12 protein-coding genes are annotated in these 19,997 nt (G+C 51.1%); all 12 read left to right on the plus strand.

Annotation, left to right across the window (positions count from 1 at the left end):
* Positions 1 to 89 precede the first annotated feature (89 nt).
* The 12 genes from Q31a_RS23560 (at position 90) to Q31a_RS23615 (ending at position 19,993) form a co-directional block, all read left to right on the plus strand.
* Positions 90 to 1,634: a lipopolysaccharide biosynthesis protein gene (locus Q31a_RS23560; protein WP_145083246.1), complete on the plus strand. Its 1,545-nt coding sequence runs from the start codon at positions 90 to 92 to the stop codon at positions 1,632 to 1,634.
* Positions 1,634 to 3,547 (plus strand): asparagine synthase (glutamine-hydrolyzing), encoded by a 1,914-nt coding sequence (gene asnB, locus Q31a_RS23565; protein WP_145083249.1) that lies wholly within the window; start codon positions 1,634 to 1,636, stop codon positions 3,545 to 3,547. Before Q31a_RS23560 ends, asnB begins: the two co-directional genes overlap by 1 nt.
* A 351-nt stretch (positions 3,548 to 3,898) precedes the next feature.
* The gene (locus Q31a_RS23570) at positions 3,899 to 4,849 is read left to right on the plus strand and encodes a glycosyltransferase (RefSeq protein WP_145083252.1); all 951 of its coding nucleotides are present in this window, start codon (positions 3,899 to 3,901) and stop codon (positions 4,847 to 4,849) included.
* Positions 4,846 to 6,171 (plus strand): O-antigen ligase family protein, encoded by a 1,326-nt coding sequence (locus tag Q31a_RS23575; protein WP_145083255.1) that lies wholly within the window; start codon positions 4,846 to 4,848, stop codon positions 6,169 to 6,171. The genes Q31a_RS23570 and Q31a_RS23575 overlap by 4 nt, the downstream gene beginning before the upstream one ends.
* Positions 6,172 to 6,440: 269 nt before the next feature.
* Positions 6,441 to 7,838, plus strand: coding sequence for a glycosyltransferase (locus Q31a_RS23580; protein ID WP_145083258.1), 1,398 nt, complete (start codon positions 6,441 to 6,443; stop codon positions 7,836 to 7,838).
* A gap of 17 nt (positions 7,839 to 7,855) precedes the next feature.
* A complete protein-coding gene (locus tag Q31a_RS23585) occupies positions 7,856 to 9,019 on the plus strand; it encodes a glycosyltransferase (protein WP_145083261.1) in 1,164 nt (387 codons plus the stop codon).
* Positions 9,020 to 9,696: 677 nt separating this feature from the next.
* Positions 9,697 to 13,044, plus strand: a complete 3,348-nt coding sequence (locus Q31a_RS23590) for a carbamoyltransferase N-terminal domain-containing protein (RefSeq protein ID WP_231690912.1) — start codon at positions 9,697 to 9,699, stop codon at positions 13,042 to 13,044.
* 231 nt (positions 13,045 to 13,275) lie between these two features.
* Entirely contained in the window at positions 13,276 to 14,829 is a 1,554-nt protein-coding gene (locus Q31a_RS23595; RefSeq protein WP_145083264.1) for an MBOAT family O-acyltransferase, read from the plus strand.
* 13 nt (positions 14,830 to 14,842) lie between these two features.
* Complete coding sequence (locus tag Q31a_RS23600; RefSeq protein ID WP_145083268.1) at positions 14,843 to 16,183, plus strand: hypothetical protein; 1,341 nt, start codon at positions 14,843 to 14,845, stop codon at positions 16,181 to 16,183.
* A gap of 68 nt (positions 16,184 to 16,251) precedes the next feature.
* Positions 16,252 to 17,403, plus strand: a complete 1,152-nt coding sequence (locus Q31a_RS23605; RefSeq protein ID WP_145083271.1) for a glycosyltransferase — start codon at positions 16,252 to 16,254, stop codon at positions 17,401 to 17,403.
* A gap of 80 nt (positions 17,404 to 17,483) precedes the next feature.
* On the plus strand, positions 17,484 to 18,680 hold the full coding sequence (locus tag Q31a_RS23610; RefSeq protein WP_145083274.1) for a glycosyltransferase family 4 protein: 1,197 nt from the start codon (positions 17,484 to 17,486) through the stop codon (positions 18,678 to 18,680).
* A 233-nt stretch (positions 18,681 to 18,913) separates the two neighbouring features.
* The gene (locus Q31a_RS23615) at positions 18,914 to 19,993 is read left to right on the plus strand and encodes a CapA family protein (RefSeq protein WP_145083278.1); all 1,080 of its coding nucleotides are present in this window, start codon (positions 18,914 to 18,916) and stop codon (positions 19,991 to 19,993) included.
* Positions 19,994 to 19,997 lie beyond the last annotated feature (4 nt).

Here is a 19,997-nt window from a genome sequence, read left to right on the forward strand (position 1 = left end):
TTTGAGTATTCAGAATAAGCAGTGTTCCTTTTCGAATTACGATTCGTCAGGCTAAGAAGTGTGATCTTGAAATCATTGGTTAACATTTAGTGAGCCCTCTTACCCAAGTATTGCGCAACATTTTTTTCGGGTGGGCCGGATATGCTGCGCAGATCGTAATCACCCTACTGCTAACACCGCTGGTGCTTGAGAAACTTGGTGAAACTCAGTACGGACTTTGGACACTGCTAATTAGTATTACGGGCTACTACGGCTTAATAGACATTGGATTTCGTCCGGGCTTAATACAGTATTTATCTCGATCCATTGGAGAGAGAGACGACACAGCACTAATGCGTGTTGCGAGTTCAGGTTTTTTTTCCTTGCTGGGTATTGGCATTGTTATTCTCGTCGTAACGTGTGCTGTAGCTTACTGGCTACCGAGTTTTGTTAATCTCACAGACACATCTGCAAGAGACGTTGCGATATGTGCTTTATTCCTAGGTATAGGAGTGGCCGTACAATTCCCATTTCTCGTGTTTAGCTCCACATTGAGTGCAGCGGAACGATTCGACGTAGCAAACATCATTGGAATCGTGTCTCGAATTGCGTACGCTGCGTTAGCTTATTCCGCACTCTCCTTCGGGGGCGGTATTCTCTCGCTTGCAATTGCGATGACAGTCACGAACGTCGCAGACTATGTCGCTCGAGCCGTCTTCGCAAAGCGATACGTCCCCGCATTGGCTATCCGAAGAAAATATATTGATAGGCAAACGATCAAGAACTTTCTCGGGTTTGGGACTTGGACGAGCTTAGGCAATGCAAGTGAACGGATCGCTAGTTACAGCGACATGGTTATAATTGGTGGAATGCTATCTGCGGCAGCTATTGCACCATACGCACTGGCCACATCGATGATTTCTCATTTCAACCGTGTCGTGTGGCCAGTTGCAACCGTTTTGTTTCCTGCCGCAACAAAATTGGATGCGCGTGGTAATATCTCGCAATTGCAAACAATCTATCTAACTGCAACACGACTAATCCTGGGGCTCGCGCTTGCTTTGGCAGTTGTGGCCTCCTATTACGCTCACCCATTTTTTCACATTTGGCTTAAGAATTCCGCAACTGCTGAGACAATTCGCGTAGCCTCACATCTTATAACATTTTTAACGATTCCCGCAGTTGCAGTTTGCTGGCAGATGGTCGGCCGGCAAATAATGTTGGCTCGCCGACACCACCAGTTATTAGCGATGCTTTTGCTGCCTGAGAGTGTCTTGAATCTAATTCTGAGCCTTAGCCTAGTTCAATATCTGGGAGTATGGGGTGTGGCCCTAGGTACCGTCATCTCTACGTCAATATTTCACCTAATTGTTCATCCCTACTTTGTAGCAAGAGCAATTTCCCTGCCTGCGTCGCGTATTGTTAGGGAAACCGCTGTTCGACCGATACTGTTGGCAACAGCTACATGCATAGCGTTCTGGAGTCAAGCAATTCTGATTCCACCTCCCGTGACGTGGTTAGAGCTATTCGCTCAAGCAACCTGCTCCGTAATGTTTGTGACAGTACTTTTCGTACTGATTGTTCTCTATGGTTCAGAACGCAAAATTTTCTATCCACGTTTGTTCAGACTATTACAACTTAGGCCAAATTTGTAATGTGCGGTTTTGTAGGTGTATGCTCATTCTCAGAAGATACGCGTCAATGGCTTGCACAATTGGAGCGAGCTAACTCCCTGCTTTCGCACAGAGGTCCAGATGATGCAAGTTACTTTGAATCACTCAAATGCAGCTTCGGATTCAGGCGTCTAAAGATAATTGACCTTTCAGACAAAGGCAGACAGCCATTTTCAGATGCAAGAGGCGTGCACACTCTCGTCTTCAATGGAGAAATTTATAACTATCTGGAATTACGTGAAGAGCTTGTTGCCAAGGGGCACCATTTTGAAACGGCATCTGACACAGAAGTACTGCTGAAGGGATTGATCGAGTGGGGCGAGGATTGCCTTAACAAGCTAAATGGCATGTTTGCATTTTGTTGGTGGGATAGCGAAAAAAGCCAACTCATGCTTGCGAGAGACAGATTTGGTGAGAAACCACTGTTTTACCGCCGCACCAAGAATGGACTAATTTTCGCAAGCGAGATCAAGGGACTTTTCCCCTTAATGGAGACTCCGGCGGAGCCTAACCAGGACGCGATTTACTCTTATCTTGAGCATGGAGACCTGGACATCGCGCCGCACACATTTTTTGAGAACATCTACTCAGTTTTACCGGCGCACCGAATTGTCGCGAACAAGTCTGGTTTCACAGAGGCAGCTTATTGGAAATTACGGGCGTATTCTACGCACCATCAGCGACCAAGTGAACAGTTTCGTGAATTATTTCTTAGCTCTCTTAAATTGCGAACTCGGAGTGATGTTCCGGTGGGAACCTGCCTATCTGGAGGGCTAGATTCGAGCGCAATTGTCTGTGGATTAAGTCACTTGGAAGACAACAAGATTATTTCAAGTACATCACGGAAGACGTTTTCGGCGTGCTATCAACAGTACGACGAAAGACCTCAGATTCGAGCAGTTGTAAAACAGTCAAAATCTCAATGTTTTATGACAACGCCGGTCCCAAGGGGAGTTACAGATCTGGCTGCATTGATTGGATTTCATGATGAACCGTTTCACAGTTTTGCAGCGTTTGCATCTTACTCGGTAATGAAACTTGCGAGTGAGAATGGAGTTAAGGTTGTTCTAAACGGGCAGGGAGCAGATGAGTCGCTGGCAGGCTATGGCGCCTATGTGACTCCCTACTTGATTGACACATTTTTCAGCAGAGGGCCGTTGCAGGCCTACCGTGCAGCTCGCGGCGCGCGTGCAGTTTCTCGTTCAACAGTACGAAGCCTGTTGTGGGATTCCGCAAAACTCTCGGTACGTTCCTACTTGGGCCCAAAACTTCGGGATCTCGGAATCACGGGCAAACCAAGTCAGAGCAAATGCTACCAACTAACTCAAGAGAGTTTTGCATCCACTGCAACGAGATTGCAGCCCCTCAACCTCCAGCGCGTAAATAGCCATTTGAAGCAGCAACTTCAAGCATCCCTATTCATTGCAAAGCTCCCCATATATCTTCGAGTTGAAGATCGCAACTCGATGGCGAATTCCATAGAAAGTCGATTGCCGTTCCTCGATCATAGATTAGTCGAATTCGTTTTCACCGTCCCTCCTTGGCAATTCATGAATGACGGAAAAAATAAAAGGTTGCTTCGAGATGGAATGGCGGACATACTCCCTAGCAAAGTCCTAGATCGAAAAGACAAGTTCGGATTCCCAATCCCACAAAGTGATTGGCTGTTCAGTCTATTCCGTGATGAAGTTGAAGAACTATTAGCCAACCTATCTACAGAGATGAGGTCTATTCTCCAATCCGATGCCCTGCTTCCATTGTATCGAGAACACATAGCTCACTTACATGGTAAGCGAGACAAAGGCGGACCAAGCCAGTTTTGGTTTCGAGTCATTTCACTCGAACTATGGTTTCGGCATGTCGAATTACTGAAGAGCTACTGCTATGCCACATAGAGCACGTAGAATCCAAAGGCTTGTCTTAAACGAATGCGCGTTGAGCTAATTGTAATATAGATAGTTGAAAAGTTGCACAGACGCGGTATACGCCCCCATTCGCTCCCCCAGCTGCTGTGCAACTATCAAATGTGAACGCGATCTAACTAGAACCGATATGACGCATTTTTTTGCCTGAGTGCTCATTTGATCAATTTAAAAATCATCTCACGCAAGTCATCATTGCTAAAAACTCGTGTGCCATCACGAGTATTCTATCCATACGCATTATGTGGCCGCGCATTGAAGTCTATCGGAATACAAACAAGTTTTTCTTATAGTTTAGCGCAGTCCCTTCCCTCGAAAATAACGATGATCGAGTGCAAGCTCTTTCAAGGGAAACCGCTCGCAGAGAAACTTCGCTCTCTGGAGGAATTGCGAAAACACACGGACAAAATAATTTGGATTGACAATCGCGACAGCGCTGGCAATACCGAATTCGAAGTTCTCCCCTTGGTCGATGCCTATTGGAAAGGCCAACTCTATTCGGACTTAGAAGTCTACAACCGCGAATTGATCTGCAACCGTCTCCATTCCGATTTCTTCGTGCGGCATTATGGGATCGACGACCTTCAATTCACCCCCGGAGTACCGCTCCCGGCTTCCCCCGAAGAACGCCACAAAATAGAGCTCGGGTGGAACGTTGGTTTTGGGAACTACTTGAATCTGGGTAGTGTTGAAGAAATGCTAAAGCTCTACATTCTAAAAACCGCACCACTTCCAAGATTCATCGATGCATGCAGCCCTAGAGATATTGATGTGCATTGTCGTTTTAGAGGCGGTGGCGAACCAGTCTACCAACGACACCGTGCCGATATGCGGCAGCGCATAAGCGACATGCCGATTGAATCTACCAGTGAAACCCCAGTGCCGCGAAAGCAGTTTGTGCAAGAAATGCGGCGTGCTAAGATCGTCGTCAGCCCCTTTGGATGGGGTGAAATATGCTACCGCGATTTTGAAGCAGTACTCAATGGTGCCTGCTTGGTCAAACCCAGCGTGTCCCATCTTTCGACCTGGCCCAACATTTTTCATGAGCACGAATCCTACGTTCCCGTTCGATGGGATCTAGCCGATTTAAGCGATACCATACGCGAATTGCTCGACGATTCCGACCGCAGACTGCAGATTGCCCAATCTGCTCAAGCAACTCTGCAAGAGGTCTATAGCGAACGAGGGCTAGCGAATTTCACGAACCTTCAAAGTGATCGCCTCACTGCGTTGATTCACAAAACCACGACCGACCGGAGTATTCTCCCTAGATGAACTTGACCGCTCTTGTCTGGTTTGCTTGTTTCGTTGGGTTGTCGCTGGCTTCCTTACGACGCCCAATCTATGCATCTCTTGCCAACTCCATGGTCTTTTTTGCAAGTCCCGCCTTCTGGTGGTTTGGTGGAGGCATGCTGCGTTCGATGACTCTGCGTTGGAGCTTGGTATCCGCCTGCGTAATGATTATTGCCAACGTGATCCATTGGAATTCACGAAGAGAGTCGACCGATGCCTCCAAGCGCCTACTGTTCCTCTTCGGTGCAATTGCGATCAACGCCTTTTTCGTCAACGCGATGTTGGCAGATTACCCTCCCGAAAGCAGCAAAGTGTTCGACATTTTGTGGAAGGGCTGCTTGGCGTCCGCATTGTTGTTATTCAGTATACGAACGGAGCAGGATGTTGAGCTGTTTCTCTTCTCCATTGTCCTAGGCTGTGGCTTTGTCGGGTACGAAGTGGTTTTTGCGGGACAAGGTTCCATTGAACGAGGAAGACTTGAGGGATTTAGCTTTCCAGGTGCTCAGGGTGCAAATGGAGGATCTGCCGTACTATCGCTCGGTCTCCCCCTCGCCGGTTATTTTATTATTTCAATGCGAAATCAGTTCTACGCCATCGCATCACTCCTGTGTGCTCCTCTAATTCTTGAGACAATTCTGAGATGCAATAGCCGTGGAGCTTATCTGGGGCTGATCGCTGCAGGTATTACCATCTTAGCTTTGGCGCGGGGAGCGGCCCGCAAGCGTGCCATTATTCTATGCACACTTGGAGTAGTTGCCGTTCTAACCATGGCGCAGAACGATGCCATTTGGGAGCGTTTCAATTCCATCTTTGCATCCGAAGAAGAACGAGATGGTTCTGCTAGTGAGCGACTGCTCTATTGGAAGGCCGCCCTCCATATGATTGGCGATTATCCATTGGGATCTGGCGGAGAGGCGGCTTTCACAAGTCCACGCGGTGTAGAATACATCCGACATTTTCGCCCCGAATTCCGCTCCGTCCATAATGGTCCACTCGATATCGCTGCAGGCTGGGGAATCCAAGGCTTGCTACTGCTCCTAACTGCAATTGCAAGTAGTACGTGGCTAGCGGTACGAACTGCTTTTCATTACTCCCACGCGGGAGATTCCAATCGCGCTTTGCTGGGAGTCGTATTGCTAGCGGTAGTCGTAGACCAATTTGTGTGCGCCTTCTTCACCAGTGTTCTTGACGGTGAATGGTTTCTATGGCTGGCGGTATGCTGCACCGCCTTTGCGGGAATAGCTATGGATCCATCGAATCTAGAAGAAGAGCTAGAAACGCCAGCGGAGAAGGGCATCCCGTAGTGCGCGCCGTTGCGTTCCATTATGGTGCCTATTTGGATTCAGTTGACTCTGTGAAGTAACGGTGCAAAAGGCAAGCAGATCCGAACCTCCCCAAGATGCATTGGCTTCAGTCACTTGCGTTTCATATGCTGGTTCTCCCGGTCTTAATGCAATAGAGCATTGGCCTGTCAGCCCTCTACTGACACCTCGACGTCCCTCACGCATGCGCAGCCAGGCAGGCATGTTTCCCAGCCGCGGATGACTTCAGCCCTTCCAACTCCTATAGTTGCATGTCCGAAATCTCTCACTCAATCGTCCCCGTGAACTCCAACTCTCACCTTGCGATGATCGTCGCTTTCAATTTCCCGCCCTGTGCAAGTGCGGGAGTCCACCGAACACTCCGTTTCACTCGACTGCTCCGGGAGCGAGAGTGGAACTCGGTAATTCTTACCGCAACCCCCAATGCTGACTCACAGATTGACTCGAAGCTGTTGCAGCTTGTTCCAACCGGCATCGACGTCCAGCAAGTAGACCTAATTCGCATTGAAGAAGTCGTTAAAAACCGTTTGCGCAAGGCCTATCGCCGCCCGATGACGCAGGCGAAAAGCCAAACAACACGTCCTTGCGATGCTTCGTCTAAGGCCCCCTCCCGACGTATTGTTAGTTCAACCATATCGCGTCTTCGCAAGCAGATTACCGAATTATGCTTTGCGATTCCTGACAATCGCATTGGTTGGAGAAAAAATGCGGTCGCTCGGGGGCTTGCAATTGTCGAACAGCAACAGCCGGCTGTCATCTATGCCACAGCTCCTCCATTCTCAACGCTAATGGTTGGACATGACATTGCGCGCCGCGCAAACTTACCGCTCGTACTTGACTTTCGTGATCCCTGGACGCGAGTGCCCTGGGGACCACGCAATAAATCCTGGCTGGCCAATCGCTGGGTGGCTCGGCTCGAAAGCCGTTGCGTTCACGCTGCCGCTGCAGTCATTCTGAACACCGAAGAATTGAGGCTCGACTTCGTGCACAGCTACCCCTCGATTCCGAGCGAGAAATTCGTCGCGATCCCCAATGGATTTGATCCAGAATTGCGGTCGCGCGTCGATTCGCATCTCCAAACTTTTGAGACGCTGCCTCCCCCCCAGCACGCTTTCCGTTTGCTTCACCCGGGTAGCCTCTATCGCAATCGTGATCCGCGGCCCATCGTCGACGCGATCGCGTTGCTCAAAAAACAAGGCATAACGATCATCCTGGAACAAGTCGGATATTGCGACCCAACCTTTGAACTAGAAAAATACGCTGCCGACCGCAACGTGGCCGAGCAGATTGAAATCAAGCCGCCGATTCCCCATGACGCCATGCTGCGACGAATGGCCGAAGTCGACGGATTCCTCCTGTTGCAACCAGAGACAGCTCTGCAAGTCCCCGGAAAACTCTACGAAATGTTGCTCTATCAAAAGCCGATTTTAGCCTTGTGCGTACCGGGAGCCGTGTCAAGGATTATTCAGACCTTCTCGCTAGGCACGATCGCCGAAGCAGACGATGTCCAGGGCATTTCCACCGCACTTTCCAGCCTTGACCGATCGACCACCAACGGCGGGAAATGGGGGGAAGCTCAAGATCAATTCGATGGTCGCAAGCTGACGCACCAGTTGGCCGACCTATTCGACCGGGTTAGCCGGCGCTAAACCAGACCTTGCACATCATGAACCATCCCACCGAAGTCAGCATGCCGACTCCGCCCCCAATAAAACGACCCGTTCGCTTCTTGCATATTTTCCCGGAATATGGCCGCGGCGGAGCAGAATTGCGAGTGACACGAACGATCAATTCCATGGGGCCAGGCGCTGGGCATATGGTGATGTCGATAAGCGGTCGTATGGAAGCAGCCACAACTTTAGACAGGGCGTGTCAAGTAGAAGTCGTGTCCGGTCCACCCAAGCGCGGGCCAATACGCTTTCCAATCGACCTCTGGAAAGCTGTCCGAAAAATCAACCCCAAAGTGGTTTTGACCTACAACTGGGGCGCCACCGATGCCGTACTCGCGGCCAAGATTGCCCGTTTTCGCCCGGTGTTGCACAACGAGTGCGGCCTCTCGGCAGATGTGGATGGAAAGGGTTGGAGACGCCGCTGGATCCGTCGATTGCTGCTGCCGGGGTGCCATCGCGTCATTGTCACTTCGCATACGATTCGTGACCTTGCGCTGCAATATTATGGCGTTTCCGAAAAGCAGCTGACGTTTATTAAAACAGGCGTCGACGTCCATCGATTTTCACCAGGTCGCTCCCCACTGGTGCGGCAGAAGATTACTCAAGGAGACGAGTCCCTGGTCGTGTTCGGGTATATCGGAACGTTGCGACCAAGTAAGAATCTGCCCATGCTGCTGCGAGCCTTTGCTGCTGCGAACCAGCCGAATACGCGACTGGCGATTTTTGGCGATGGTCCCGAGCGCGAAAATTTGAAGGCACTCGCGCAAGATCTGGGAATTAGTTCCGCGGTCTATTTCCATGGATACGTGGACGAACCCGAACACGCTTTCCGCGCCATCGACGTCAACGTCACCACTTCACGCTCCGAAGCAGCCTCCAATTCACTCCTAGAAGCCATGGCCACCGGATTGCCCGTCATAACCACCGATATTGCCGACAACCAACGGATGCTGGGAATCGACAATCGTGCGTTCGTTTACGCACACGAGGATCTCGCCGGCTACACGACAGGGCTGCAGCGCATGGCAACTGAATTTGAATTGCGAATTGCACTAGGAAAAAAGAACCGAGCACACGTTTGCACCGAGTATCCGATTGAGCGTATGTACCGCGAATATGCAGAGTTGTGGAATTCCGCAGCAGAGTTGGCCCGTCACTAGAGCGGTGTTGCCCCCTCCGTCTCGAATGGGCCTGTCTGCATAGAAACCCGCGGCGTGAGCAAGGATAGATAATGGTCGCTACAGCATATTTTAGAATGCTACCCTCGCCATTTGAATAAAACACTTGCAACACGACAAGCTGCCAACAGCCTCACTGAAACGCTCCCCGCCGCGTAACGCCAATGTCTGCATAGCAACCCGCCGCGTGAGCAAGAACAGATGATTGTCGCTACAGTATATTTTAGAGTGCACCCTCGCCATTTGAATAAAACACTTGCAACACGACAAGCTGCCAACAGCCTCACTGAAACGCTCCCCACCGCATAACGCCATTGTCTGAATAGCAACCCGCCGCGTGAGCAAGGACAGATGATTGCCACTACAGGGAAATCAGGTGTGCTACTTCCGTGTTAAAGCTAAAATCCCTCTTCGATCAACAAGCCGCGCAAGCAGTGAAAAGAAGCAGGCACTTGTCGACGCTGTTGCCCGGAAAAAGGTGTCCGACACCAAAAGCCGGAACGGCACTTTGGGTGCTTTGCACTTTTGGTGTCGGACACCTTTTTCCGAACGCTCGCTAAACCCTAATTCTTAGTGTTGACGATGCACTAGACGCTGCGCTGCGCATCCTTTTTCACTAAAAAACCAATCTTTGTACCACCTCCAGAATTGGCAAGTATATGTTCCTGCTAAAACAAGCCACCCACCGTATGCTGCTCCAACACGACGCAGCCATTGGCCATCGCTTTGTCCCCAATCAAAATGCACGTCTGACCAATGAAGCGGGAGGCTTCTTCGTCAAGACGAATTCGAGTGGCTTTCGCTCCGATTTCGAGTTTACTCCGAAACGAGGCAAACGCCCTCGTTTTTTGATGTTTGGCGACTCTTATACCGCCGGAGACAATGTCTCGAATCGGGATCGCTTTTCGGATCAGTTAGCCAAATTGCACAATTGCGAAGTCTACAACTTTGGAATATCGGGCAGTGGCACTGATCAGCATTTGCTCGCCTTCCGTAAATACGCGCAACAGATCGAAGCCGATGCGATTGTCCTATGCGTCCAAATCGATAGCTTCCATCGGATCCAGACCCCCTTCCGCCCGTCCATCGATCGCGTCACTGGTGCGCAAGTTCGCGTTCCCAAACCCTATTTTGAATTGGTCGACGGAGAACTCCAACTCCGACAAGTTCCAGTTCCGATTGAACGCGAGGTTCATGACGATGCTAGTGACACTACGTCAAGTAAACGCAACGACAACTTACTCGACAAGGTTCATGACCTCTACTCGCTGATTCCAGGCTTGAAGGAACTCCGCAATTCCTCCCTGCTGTCCGATGCTGGATCTCGCTTGATCACGGAGTTCAAAAGAGTTCGAGGTCACCATCCCTATCCCGACATTTTGTCCGACCAAACGCCAGGCTGGCAATTGATGGAAGCCATTCTCAAGCAATTCATCAGCGAAGCCCAGCCATTGCCGGTTATCATCTTTCCTATTCCAACGCGAGACTTCTATCTGGTTGGCATGGAACCGGTGTATCAATCCTTGTTCCAACAGCTCGACGATCCGCAAAACAATGTCCACGTCGGAGACGTTTCAACGCTGCTTGCAAAACTTCCTTATCAGGAGCGGTTGAAGTTGAGTTTTGAGCAAGGGGGGCACTTTACGGAGTACGCCAACCGCCTAGTAGCCGAGCAGATGGATCGCTTTTTAACGGAACGCGACATTGCGGTATCTCCCTCCATACCGATCGAAGAGTCAGCCAGTCGGTCGCTAGCCGATTCAGGCGGACACCGCGAATCGTCCGAGGATCAATATGTGCTCGGCATCTCTTGCTTCTACCACAATTCTGCGGCCGCTCTGATCCGCAACGGAGAGATTGTGGCAGCCGCTGAAGAGGAGCGTTTTAGCCGTGTGAAAAACGATCGCCGATTTCCACACCAGGCCGTCAATTTCTGTCTGGAGCAGGGGGGGATTAATCAAGAGCAACTAGCTGCAGTGACCTTTTACGATGACTCCGCACTGACCTTCGAAAGAATCTTACACAGCTTGGCTGCCATTGACGAATCCTCCAGCCGCAAAATGTGGAAGACCATCGTCCCCGACTGGGCGCGCTCCAAGCTCCATTTCCCACAGCGTGTGCGGCAAGCCATGAACTTCCAAGGTCCCGTCTTGCAAGGAGATCACCATCGCTCGCATGCGGCCAGTTGTTTTTATCCATCACCGTTCGAAAGTGCGGCAATCATTACCATCGATGGTGTCGGTGAATGGGCCACGGCTTCCATTGGTCATGGGCAGGCTAACGAAATTCGCATGTTGCGCGAAATGACTTTTCCCAACTCCCTCGGCCTGCTCTATTCCGCCTTTACCCACTTCACTGGTTTCAAAGTGAATTCGGGGGAGTACAAGATGATGGGCTTGGCCCCCTACGGGGAACCAATCTACACCCAGAAAATCCTGGACAACATTGTCGACTTGAAAGAGGATGGCTCGGTTGAACTGAACATGGAGTATTTTGCATTCCTGCGCGATGTGAGTACCACCTCAGAGAAGTTTGACGAACTCTTTGGCGGACCGCGTCGCGATCCCGAAAGCCGCATCACTCGCCGAGAGATGGACATCGCCCGTTCGATTCAGGACGTAACCGAAATGGCATTAATACGCATGGCTCGCCACGCGCGTGAATTGACTGGCGAAAAGAACCTCTGCTTGGCGGGCGGAGTCGCTCTGAATTGCGTGGCCAATGGAAAACTTTTGCGTGAAGGAGTTTTCGATCAGATCTGGATCCAGCCTGCGGCGGGAGATTCCGGATGCGCCTTGGGGGTCGCCCTCGATACCTGGCACACGTACTACGGACAGAAGCGAGGTCCTCGTTCCCCGCTATCCGATCAAGGAGGATCCTACCTGGGCCCCGAGTTTTCGAGCGACGAAATTAGAGGCTATCTCGATACGCACGGCTACCCCTACCGAGAATTGGGAGAACCCGAGCGAGCGGCATACTTGTCGGCCGCATTGGCCGAGGGCAAAGTGGTCGGCCATTTCTCCGGTCGGCTTGAATTTGGCCCGCGTTCCCTGGGGGCACGATCCATCCTGGGTGACGTGCGCAATACCGAGATGCAAACGACCTTGAATCTGCGGATCAAATACCGCGAGTCCTTTCGGCCGTTTGCCCCAGCCGTACTACAAGAACGCATTGGCGACTACTTCGATTTGGACCGTGAGAGTCCCTACATGTTGTTGGTCGCGCCCGTTAAAAAAGAACGGCGAATTACGAAAGAGGTTGCTGCCCAAGGGAGTGGAGAGGATCTACTCCCCATTGTACGCCAGCTGAGGTCTGACATCCCAGCGGTCACTCACGTCGATTACTCGGCGCGCATTCAGTCTGTGCGCCGCGAGCACCATGCCCAATTCTATGACTTGATCAAACGCTTTGAACAAGACACTGGATTTGGCATCCTTGTCAATACATCCTTCAATGTGCGTGGCGAGCCGATCGTCTGCACCCCATACGACGCCTACCGTTGCTTTATGCGAACCGAAATGGATATTCTAGCATTGGGTAACTGTATCCTGGTGAAATCCGAACAACCCCAGTGGCCTGAAGGAATGGGGGAAGGACTGGAGAATGAGGATGTTTACGCGGTTGAGCAAGTCGAGCATGCCGATGTTTATCATCAGCAAATTGGTAAACTCTTTGATACCAGTTTCTGGCCTCAAGTGCTAAAAATGCGTCAGCAAGGGTTGGGGTTGATTCGCGAGACTCAGGAATACGCGACCAGTCCGACCGTGTGGGTCGATATCACTTCGAAGGAAATTGAGCGGACACAATTCGAATTCGCATCCTCCCTCACCGACGAGCGAGGCGCAACGCAGAAGATGGCTAACGCCATTGCAGCTCGTTGGCGTGATGGCGACAGCAGTGCGTTGTTGGAGCCGGTGCTCGCTAAGGCACTGCAGACTGCCGTTAAACATCCTCAAATCGAAGAGCAAGCCGACGAATTGTCCGAGTCGGTGTACGTCATGTTCTAGCGATCCGTCTATCGAATCCACCGAAGCGCCCTTGCTGGCTATCTCCACTCACTTACGAGGCGCCACCCTGGTGGTGCCTCAACCCTACGAATTAGGGTTTAGCGAGCGTCCGGAAAAAGGTGTCCGACACCCAAAGTGCAAAGCACCCGAAGGGCCGTTCCGGCTTTTGGTGTCGGACACCTTTTTCCGGGAAACCCTAAAACTAAAATTTGACGCACCACTAGCCCTAACATGCTCTTCAACTCCTACGAGTTTATCTTTCTACTGCTGCCGATGGCTTTCGTCGTCGGTCAGTTGTTGGCTGGCAATTACCGCGCCCGAGTGGGTTGGTTACTCGCCTGCTCGCTCTTCTTTTATGCATGGTGGAACCCAATCTACCTGCCGCTGCTTTTGGGAACCATTCTTTTCAATTTTGTGGTCGGTGCACGTCTTCGCGTGCGGCCAAGCCGTTGGATGCTGGCCGCTGGAGTCACCGCCAATCTCTCACTGATTGCCTATTTTAAATACGCGGAGTTTTTCAGCAACACACTGGTGGACCTGCTCGATACTCCCCCTTTGTTCGGACATGTCGCGTTACCGCTAGCTATTTCATTTTTTACTTTCCAGCAAATAGCCTACCTCGCCGACTGCTACTCGGGACTGGCCCCCGAGTATCGCCCATCGGAATACGCGTTGTTCGTTAGCTTCTTCCCTCAATTGATCGCGGGTCCGATCGTGCATCATTCAGAGGTGATGCCGCAACTTCGCTCACCAGAACGTGATTGGTGCCGCAATCTCTCGGTTGGCGGAACTATCTTTGCATTGGGGCTGTTCAAAAAAACCGTACTTGCAGATGGCGTTGCGCCGTACGCGAATGCCCTGTTCGACGATCCCCAAGCCTGGGCCTCGGTTAGTTTTCTGCCAGCCTGGATCGGCGTGTTAGCCTATGCTCTGCAAATCTACTTTGATTTCTCAGGTTACTCTGATATGGCAATTGGGGCAGCTCGGATGTTTGGAATCAAACTGCCACTCAACTTCTTTGCTCCGTATCGTTCAGAAACGATTAGTGAATTCTGGCGGCGGTGGCATATGACCCTATCGCATTTCTTGCGCGACTATCTCTACATTCCTTTGGGTGGCAATCGCTTCGGCACTTTGGGGCGTTATCGCAATCTGATGATTACCATGTTGCTGGGTGGTCTCTGGCATGGTGCCGGGTGGACGTTTGTTCTGTGGGGCGCTCTACACGGCAGCTATTTGATCATCCAACATGGATGGAGCCACGCCACGAGTTGGTTGGAATATCCTAAAAAACACTGCCTCTACCGACTGGGAGCCTGCGTACTGACCTTCATTGCTGTGGATATTGCCTGGGCCTATTTCCGCGCATCCTCACTCGCCTCTGCAAACCAGATCGTCTTGGGCATGCTGGGATACAATGGTGTGTCCTACCCGAGTGCCATTGCTCTACGTATGGGAAAAGGCGCCGAGTGGCTATCCCAAATTGGAATTGGGGTGGATGGGAGTAGTGGCACCCAATTCGTATCGAGCCTGCTTTGGTTAGCTGGATTATCTGCAATTGTCTGGTTGATGCCTACGACTCAGCAATTCATGCGTAACTTTGAACCCGCCTGGGAATATACAGATGCAACGCGGCGTTCGAAATTGCCTGACCGAGGGTTTGGGGTTACATTGCCCTTGGTTTGGACCCCCTCGCTATTCTGGTCTCTTGCCATCAGTTTCATTGCCGTGGCAGGGATTTTGACGTTGCCTGAATTGTCCGAATTTCTCTACTTCCAGTTTTAGTTGGTTGGCCGACATGCATCCATCACCAATGCCAGAAGAGCCAACCCGCACGGTTCCAGCAAGCGTCCCAGTGTTGGAAGCAGAAAAGGCCCACTCCCGCGAACACACAGCTTATCTGCGTCAATCGGCGATCGCCATCTTCGTCCTGCTGTTGTTGGTGACAGCGTGCAACGTGACCATTGACCCCTATTTGCGATTTGGGACGCCACGCATTGAGGGTTGGAGCCAACGCAAACCTAAGGCCATTCGGCAAGTGCGGATGGCGAAGGCCTACGGAGTAATGCGAGGAGACTACCGCACCATTTTTCTCGGAAATTCGCGCGTCGACATCGGATTAAATCCACAGAGCGAGCAGTTGTCGGCAAACTTACTGCCGGCCTACAACCTTGGCCAACCTGGCTCGGGCAGTGAGCTTGCGCTGCAGTATCTGGAGCATGTGCTAGCGGACCAAACGCCGAACACTGTAGTTCTGGGAGTAGATTTCCTGAACTACTTAAGAAAGCCAGCAGTTTTAGGGGCGCAGGAGGTTAGCGAGGTTGCGACGGAAAGCGTTTCCGCTGACGCAGCCAGACTGAATTCGATGGGTCGCGGCACTCGCTCATGGCCTCAATTCCGTCAACAAGTCAAAGACACTCTAGCAGCAACAGTCTCATTGTCTGCCCTGGGAGATTCGTTGCTCACGATTCTCGCACAGAATGATCCGAATGCAGCTAACATCTCAGATCAAGGATTCAACTCGGGTTCCGCATTCCGCAATTTAATTCAGAATGAAGGACAAGCCTCACTTTTTAGGCAAAAAAACAGCGAATATATCGACAAGTGCTTAGAACGCGTTGCACCGGTGGATGGCCAGTCCGCCGAACTGCAAGCGATAGAGGCCGCATTGCAATTGTGCCAGCGGCGAGGAATCCGGGTTGAAGTTTACATCCACCCGTACCATGCAGACGTCCTCGAAATCTTCGACGCGACAGGACACTGGAGCAATTTCGAGCGTTGGAAGACGTTGCTCAATAGAATATGCGAGGCTCAGGGAGCGAGTTTGTGGGATTTCGCCAATTACTCTTCCCGAACGACCGAGTCACCTCCACCGAAGAGCGATCGGCGAACGATCATGCGGTGGTATTGGGAATCGGGACACTACCGAGAAGCATTGGGGGAGCAAGTGCTAGTGGAAATCTTGGGACAGGAATTGCCGGCTACACCAGCCGGTTATCAACTCACCCCAAGCACCCTAGAAAGCCAATTGGTTGCAACTCGGGCCGCAGCCGTCCGATATAGGTTGGAGCTGAAAGAACAGTCGCATCGCGTACGCCGGATCGTCACCACTCGTAAATCCGCCGCTACTCCGCGCTGATGCATCCTCTCGCACACACCACCGACAATCCCACTCCTACAGCCAGCGTAACGTAAACCTTGAATATTTTGAGCGTATGTACGAATCTTCCTTCCGCCGGAAATCCATTGCTAGGATTGTTTGTGCAGCGGCGTTTGGAAAAGATGGCAGAATTGGCCTCAGTGCGTGCCTTGCAGCCACAACCTTGGTTTCCATGCGTTCGGCCGCGACGCCACGATGCCGAGCTACCTGGAGCGAAGTTCCCTATCGATAGATCTGGCATGTTCTATTTTCCGGGGGTAGCCAAGCGGCTGGACGGACGTTGGCTCGAACGTTGCGTGAATCGATGGCTCGAACAATTGCCGAAGTCAACGCTGGAGAGTTGCGTATTGGACGCCCATTTTGGTTATCCTGAAGGCGTCGGTTGCTGGCGCGTGGCCCAGCGCCGTGGAATCCCTGTTTTTATCACGCTACGTGGCTTGGAAGTGGATCTGTTCCGCACGCGAGATCGCGGCCCACAATTGTTGGAGGCGCTGGGTGGCGCGACCGGGGTTATTGCGGTCAGTCATTCGTTGAAAGCTTCTGCTGTAGCGGCAGGCGCCCCCGCCGACCACATTACCGTGATTCCCAATGGCGTCGACACGCAGCTGTATTGTCCAGGGGATCGACCAGCGGCTCGGACGGCGGTTGGTTATTCAGAATCGACAAAACTTATCGTGAGCGTGGGAAATTTGAAACCGGTCAAAGGGCACGATACCCTGCTACATGCGATGGCCGAGGTGGTAAAGCAGTTGGAGGTAAACTTAGTTTGCATCGGAGGCGAAGTGCAATCTCCCTGGGGAATTCGGCTGCAGCAATTGTCCAAGGAATTGGGCATCGACCAGCGTGTCCAATTTCTGGGAAGCCAAACTCCACAGACGGTGGTGAATTGGCTGCGTGCGGCCGATCTTTTTTGCTTGGCGAGTCGCCGGGAGGGGTGTTGCAATGCAGTCCTCGAGGCGCTTGCCACCGGCTGCCCCGTGGCAGTCACCAACGCGGGTGACAATCGTATCATCGTGAAAAACCAGGACATGGGACAGGTATGCCCTGTGGAAAGTCCCACAGCGTTAGCTCAGTCTATCCTGGAGACTTTAGGCAAGCCCCATGCCCCACGATCGATTGCCGCAGGCGTCAGTGAATACACTTGGCCTAGCGCGGGCCAAAAGACAATCGCATATTTTTCGGAACGAGTGGCCCGTTGAAACATTGGCTAACAACGACGCCCCCAATATCCCAGGGCTTCTCATCGCACAGAATCAGAGAAGATTAATTTCAAAATACAATGAAAATCTTATACCACCACCGAACTCGTGGAGATGGGGCCGAGGGCGTGCACATCAATGAAATGATCGGTGCATTCCAAGAACTTGGTCACGAGGTGTCGATCGCGGCGCCGCGTGGGGCGACGAAGGCATCGGGTTTGGCGGCTTCGCAGCCCAATCAGCCCCCGAGCAAAATGAAACTATTTCTCAAGCAGACAGCAGAGATTTTTTACAACATCGTAGACTATGCACGTGTTCGTGCGGCCATCAAACGCACTCAACCCGATTTCATTTACGAGCGTTATTCTTCCTACAACTTCGCCGGCGTCCTAGCCGCGAAACATTTGAACACTCCGATTATCGTTGAAGTTAACATCACGTACGCGGGAAGATTCGGGAGTCCATTCCCGGTTTTCTATCGACGAATACTCAAGCTTGCCGAGTCGTACGTATTACGTCATGCCGACGGCATCGTGGTGGTTTCCCAAGCCCTCCAAGAATGTGTGCAGAATGTCCGCGAAGATATCGCTACGACCATCGTTACTCCCAATGCAATCAATTTAGCTCAGATTCTAAAAATTGATCATCGGGGCCTTCGCATGAAACGGCGAGCACAGCTTGACGTCGATGACAAAATCGTCATTGGCTTTGTGGGTTCACTACGACAATGGCACGGGATCGACTTCTTTGCCGATGCCATGGCATCGCTTGTAGAACAAATCCCCAACGTCTATTTTTTAATTGTGGGCTCGGGCGAATATGAGACCACACTCAAGCAGACGATCAAAGATTCCAAGCTGGAGGAATACGTGAATCTCGTTGGGCCCGTTCCACATGATCAGGTCTTCTCTTACATCGCTGCCATGGACATTGGCGTAATGCCCGATTCCAACGAATTTGGCTCACCGATGAAAATCCTAGAATACATGGCCATGGAATGCGTTGCCGTGGGCCCAGATCTTGGCCCTATTCGCGAACTTATCCGCGACGAGGAAACTGGACGAATTTTCAAGCAGCGAGATACTGATGAATTTACTTCGAGGCTCGTGAAACTTAGCCAAAATGCGGAAGCCCGAAGCGTTATCGGCAGGCGCGGACGCGATTACGTGCTCGAACAAAGAATCTGGACCCGCAATGCGGAAGACGTCCTTACACTAATTGAAAGACGCTCACAGTCGCGAAGGGGAATTCAATTATGCGAGACCGGTGTAGGATGAGCATTACCACGCGAAAATTAAACGGGACAACAAGTGTGGGATAATTCTTGCTCCGGACAAGTCCGCATCGCTTCCAGCAGCTTTTTTAGCCGCACTCTCAGAAACTTACAAGCGACTATTAATACTTGGTCGAATTTTCAGCAAGTCTCTAAGCGAGGCTCGTATACCAACACTCGATTTGATGGATAGCGTAGGATTTCTACGAGACTATTCGTTCAAGACAAGGTTCGACTATGAAAACTAGAAATGTCAAAATGTTCGCGACTGGCGATATCATGCTAGGTGACATGCCAGCTTGTTACGGTTTCGGTGTTGCATCCAAAATTCTGGAAAACGGACACGACTTCCCTTGGCAATTGGTGAAGCAAAAGCTTGATGATGCAGACATATTGATTGGGAACCTCGAAGCAGTTTTGTCCGAAGCAGGACGCAACCCACTTTGGTTGCCAAGTCTTTACATGCGAGGCTCTAGTAATTGCATCCCGGTTTTGAACGAAGTTGGATTCGACGTTCTTTCCCTTGCTAATAACCATATGATGCAACACGGTGCAATTGCGTATATGGAAACAGTAGCTGGATTAACACAGTGCGGGATCCAATGTATTGGTGACAGCACAACTACAGCGTTAAAGTGCATTGAATGCAAAGGAATTCGCTTCGGTTTTTTGGCATTTTCGATGCGTCCCGAGGAGTACAAACCGGGAAAACAGCTCTATGTGCTAGCGTCCGCTGAAGAAATTGTCAGTGAGGTAAGTAAATATGCCCAAACCGTGGATCACTTGGTTGTCTCGCTGCATTGGGGCGATGAGTTCGTCAGTACACCCTCAATTCAACAAATTGAACTCGCACACAAACTCATCGACCACGGAGCCTCTTTAGTTGCCGGTCATCACCCGCATGTTGCTCAGGGCATCGAGCCATATGGAAACGGCTTGATCGCATTCAGTTTAGGCAATTTCATTTTTGATATGCCGTTTCAAAGAACCAAAGAATCAATGGTGCTTGAAGTCGTTTTTGATAAAGAATCCATTGTGTCTCACAGTGTTCTTCCAATTCAGATCAACGACCAACACCAACCCGAATTTGTGGATGGAGAAACTGCTGAGCGCATATCGAGAGACATACGGCAGTATAGCACCCAATCTTGTGAGACTCACCAACAATACCAACTCCAAGTTCAGTCGGCGTTCGAGGCCTATCGTCGTAGTGTGAAGAAGAATTACGCTCGATCTATATTTCAATTCAATCCGTTCTATCTCGCGCAACTTCTTGCGTTGATTGTACTTAGACGGATAACGAACATTCATATTTAGAGGA

The sequence above is a fragment of the Aureliella helgolandensis genome (genome assembly GCF_007752135.1).
Lineage (GTDB): Bacteria > Planctomycetota > Planctomycetia > Pirellulales > Pirellulaceae > Aureliella > Aureliella helgolandensis.